General features: G+C 70.4%; 3 protein-coding genes and 1 pseudogene. All 4 read left to right on the top strand.

What is annotated here, in order from left to right; genetic code table 11:
* Positions 1-518 (top strand): annotated as a pseudogene (locus sphsw_RS20650) (ubiquinone biosynthesis protein UbiB); the annotation flags it as partial.
* 13 nt (positions 519-531) lie between these two features.
* Complete coding sequence (locus sphsw_RS16985) at positions 532-1,653, top strand: hypothetical protein (protein WP_031441655.1); 1,122 nt, start codon at positions 532-534, stop codon at positions 1,651-1,653.
* 10 nt (positions 1,654-1,663) lie between these two features.
* Positions 1,664-2,857, top strand: coding sequence for a bifunctional phosphopantothenoylcysteine decarboxylase/phosphopantothenate--cysteine ligase CoaBC (gene coaBC, locus sphsw_RS16980; protein ID WP_031441654.1), 1,194 nt, complete (start codon positions 1,664-1,666; stop codon positions 2,855-2,857).
* Between the two features lie 10 nt (positions 2,858-2,867).
* On the top strand, positions 2,868-3,308 hold the full coding sequence (gene dut, locus sphsw_RS16975; protein WP_031441653.1) for a dUTP diphosphatase: 441 nt from the start codon (positions 2,868-2,870) through the stop codon (positions 3,306-3,308).
* The last annotated feature ends 48 nt before the right edge of the window (positions 3,309-3,356 follow it).

The following is a 3,356-nucleotide window of genomic DNA, read 5'->3' as shown; positions in this document are numbered from 1 at the left end:
AGGCGGGCTATGTCCCCGCGCACCACGACGTCGCCGAATTCGCGACCGCCTTGCGCGCGGTCGGCGAGCCAATGCGCGGGTTGCCGGTCAAGGACATGTCGATCGGCATGATGCTCGACAGCCTGTTCTCGATCACGCGCGATTTCGACATGGTGACGCAGCCGCACCTGCTGCTGCTGCAGAAGACGATGGTGATGGTCGAGGGCGTGGCGACCAGCCTCGATCCCGACATCAACCTGTGGGAGAGCGCGGAGCCGTTCGTGCGCGACTGGATCCGCGGCGAACTCGGCCCCGAGGCGGCGATCGCCGACCGGATCATCGAGGACGTGCGTACGCTGACCCGGCTGCCCGAACTGGTCCGCCGGATCGAGGCGCATTACCCGGCACCCGGCGGCGCACCGCCAACGATGCCGCTACGCGAGATCGAGGTCATCCGGATCGGCGGCGGCTGGCGCTATGGCCTCGTCGCGGTGATCGCGGCGATGGCCGGGGTTGCCGCCACGCTGGTCTTCGGTTGAGCCTGCACGTCGGATGAGGACGCGGCGGGGCGCCCCCCTGTGGCTGGTCGGCCCGAGCCGGTTTGCCGGCATGTCCCGGTCGCAGGCGCGGCTGGGGCTCGCGCTGTTCGCGATGCTGCTGCTCGCATGCCTGACCGCGACCAGCGCGCCCGGACCGCGCCCGAGCGAGGCGCGCATGGCGTCCGCACCGCTGGGCCAAACCGAGCTGCTGCTCTATCAAAGCGTCGTCGCAAACGTGCGCAGCGGCACGCCCTATTATGTCGCGGCGGCAGAGGCGCACCGCGTCGCGCACGCCCCGCTCAAGCCCTATACGACGGTCCGGCTGCCGACGCTGGCGGTGGTGCAGGCCGCGGTGCCGCCGCTGATCGTCACCGCGCTGTTGCCGCTCCTCTGCATTGGCGTGATGGGCGCATGGATCGTCCGGTTACGCCCTGCGATGACCGGGCCGATCCCCGTGGGGATCGCGGGGCTGCTGATCCTGACGGGGCTCTACGTGCATCTCGAGCCGCCGCTGGTCGTGTTCCCCGAAGTCTGGGCGGGGGCTCTGATCGCGCTCTCGCTCGCCTTGCGGCGCCCCGGTGAGTGGATCCCCGCGGTCGCGCTTGGCCTGTCGGCGATGCTGATCCGCGAGACCGCGCTGATCTATGTCGTGATCATGGCGGTGATCGCGTGGATCGAGGGCGAGCGCCGCGAGGCCGCCGCATGGGTCGGCGCGACACTCGTCTTCTTCGTCGCGCTCGCCGCGCATGCGCATGCGGTGACACTCGTCACCGGTCCGCTCGACCGGAGTGCGCAGGGGCTGAGCGGTCTGGAGGGGTTCGGCTTCTATGTGCAGCTCGTGACGCTGTCGTCGGGCCTCGCGCTGCTGCCGGACTGGCTTGCGTCGGTTCTGATCGCGACCGCGCTGTTCGGGTGGCTGGCGTGGCGCGATCCCGCCGCCGTCCGCGCGCTCGCCACGCTGCTGGGCTATGCGGCGGTGATCGCGCTGGGCGTGCGCAGCGACGATTTCCCCTGGGCGCTGATCACCACCCCTGTCCTGCTGGTCGGGATCGTCTTCGCGGTCGATGGCCTGCGCGACATGATCGTCGCGGCGCGCGATACACGACGGATTACGGTGACGCGCGTGATCCGCTAGGACTCGCCGCATGAAGCGTATTCTCCTGATCGTCGGGGGCGGCATCGCCGCCTACAAGGCGAGCGAACTCGTCCGACTCCTGCGCAAGCGCGGCCATGCGGTCCGCTGCGTGCTGACCGAGGCGGGGCAGCATTTCGTCACGCCGATGACGCTCGCCGCACTCAGCGAGGACAAGGTCTACACCACCCTGTGGGACCTGAAGGACGAGGCGGAGATGGGGCATATCCAGCTCAGCCGTCAGGCCGACCTGATCGTCGTCGCGCCCGCGACCGCGGACCTGATCGCGCGGATGGCGGGCGGGCTCGCCAACGATCTTGCGACGACATTGCTGCTCGCGACCGACAAGCCGGTGCTCGCGGCGCCGGCGATGAACGTGCGGATGTGGCTGCACCCCGCGACAATGCGCAACGTCGCGCAGCTGCGCGCGGACGGCATTACTGTCATGGCGCCCGACGAGGGGCCGATGGCGTGCGGTGAATTCGGTCCGGGGCGGCTGCCCGAGCCCGACCGGATCGCCGACGCGATCGATGCCGCACTCGAGGCCCAGCCGCAGCGTCTCGCGGGCCGGCACATCCTCGTCACCGCAGGGCCGACGCACGAGCCGATCGATCCCGTCCGCTATATCGCCAACCGGTCGTCGGGGCGGCAGGGTTTCGCGATCGCAGGCGCGCTGGCGGCACTTGGCGCGCGGGTGACGCTGGTGGCGGGGCCGGTGACGCTGCCGACCCCTGCGGGCACGACGCGGATCGACGTCGAGACCGCGCGCGAGATGGCCGATGCGGTCGACCGCGCGCTGCCCGTCGATGCCGCGATCATGGTCGCGGCGGTCGCCGACTGGCACGTCGACGCCGCGGTGCAGAAGATCAAGAAGGGCGATGCGACGCCGACGCTCGCGCTGTCCGAGAACCCCGACATCCTCGCGACACTCGCGCGCAGCCGGCAGCGCCCCGCGCTGCTGATCGGCTTCGCGGCCGAGACCGAACGCGTCGTCGAGCATGCGACCGCCAAGCGCGCGCGCAAGGACGTCGACTGGATCGTCGCCAACGACGTGTCGGGCGACGTGATGGGCGGCGACAGCAACAGCGTCCACATCGTCACCAAGGACGGCGTCGAGAGCTGGCCGCGGCAGGGCAAGGATGCAGTCGCGGCGCAGCTGGCACGGCGCGTCGCCGATGCGCTGGAACACGCACAGCCGATGCGCTAAACCGCGCCGCATGACGATCCGTATAGACCTCAAGAGATTGCCGCATGGCGATGGCCTCCCCCTGCCCGCCTATGCCACCACGGGTGCCGCGGGCATGGACGTGGTCGCCGCCGAGCCGCTGACGCTCGCACCGGGCGCCCGCGCGGCGGTCGCGACCGGCTTTGCGATCGCGATTCCCGAAGGATACGAGGTGCAGGTGCGGCCGCGCTCGGGGCTGGCGCTCAAGCACGGCGTCACCTGCCTCAACACGCCCGGGACGATCGATTCGGACTATCGCGGCGAGGTGAAGGTCATCCTCGCCAATCTCGGCGATGCCCCCTTCGTAATCGCCCGCGGCGACCGGATCGCGCAGCTCGTTCCCGCAGAAGTTGTGCGCGCGAGCCTCGGCGAGGTCGAGACGCTCGACGACACGGTGCGCGGGCATGGAGGTTTCGGGTCGACCGGACGATGATCGCGCTGCTCTTTCTGGCAGCGTCGCTGGGCGCCGTGCAGGCGCCCG

This window comes from Sphingomonas sp. FUKUSWIS1 (assembly GCF_000733135.1).
Classification (GTDB): domain Bacteria; phylum Pseudomonadota; class Alphaproteobacteria; order Sphingomonadales; family Sphingomonadaceae; genus Sphingomonas; species Sphingomonas aerolata.
This window is presented reverse-complemented; position numbering and strand designations above follow the sequence as displayed.

What these genes read in the sequence shown, in the direction of transcription:
- sphsw_RS16985 (WP_031441655.1), top strand. Translation starts at nt 532, where the DNA reads ATGAGGACGCGGCGGGGCGCCCCCCTGTGGCTGGTCGGCCCGAGCCGG.
- coaBC (WP_031441654.1), top strand. Translation starts at nt 1,664, where the DNA reads ATGAAGCGTATTCTCCTGATCGTCGGGGGCGGCATCGCCGCCTACAAG.
- dut (WP_031441653.1), top strand. Translation starts at nt 2,868, where the DNA reads ATGACGATCCGTATAGACCTCAAGAGATTGCCGCATGGCGATGGCCTC.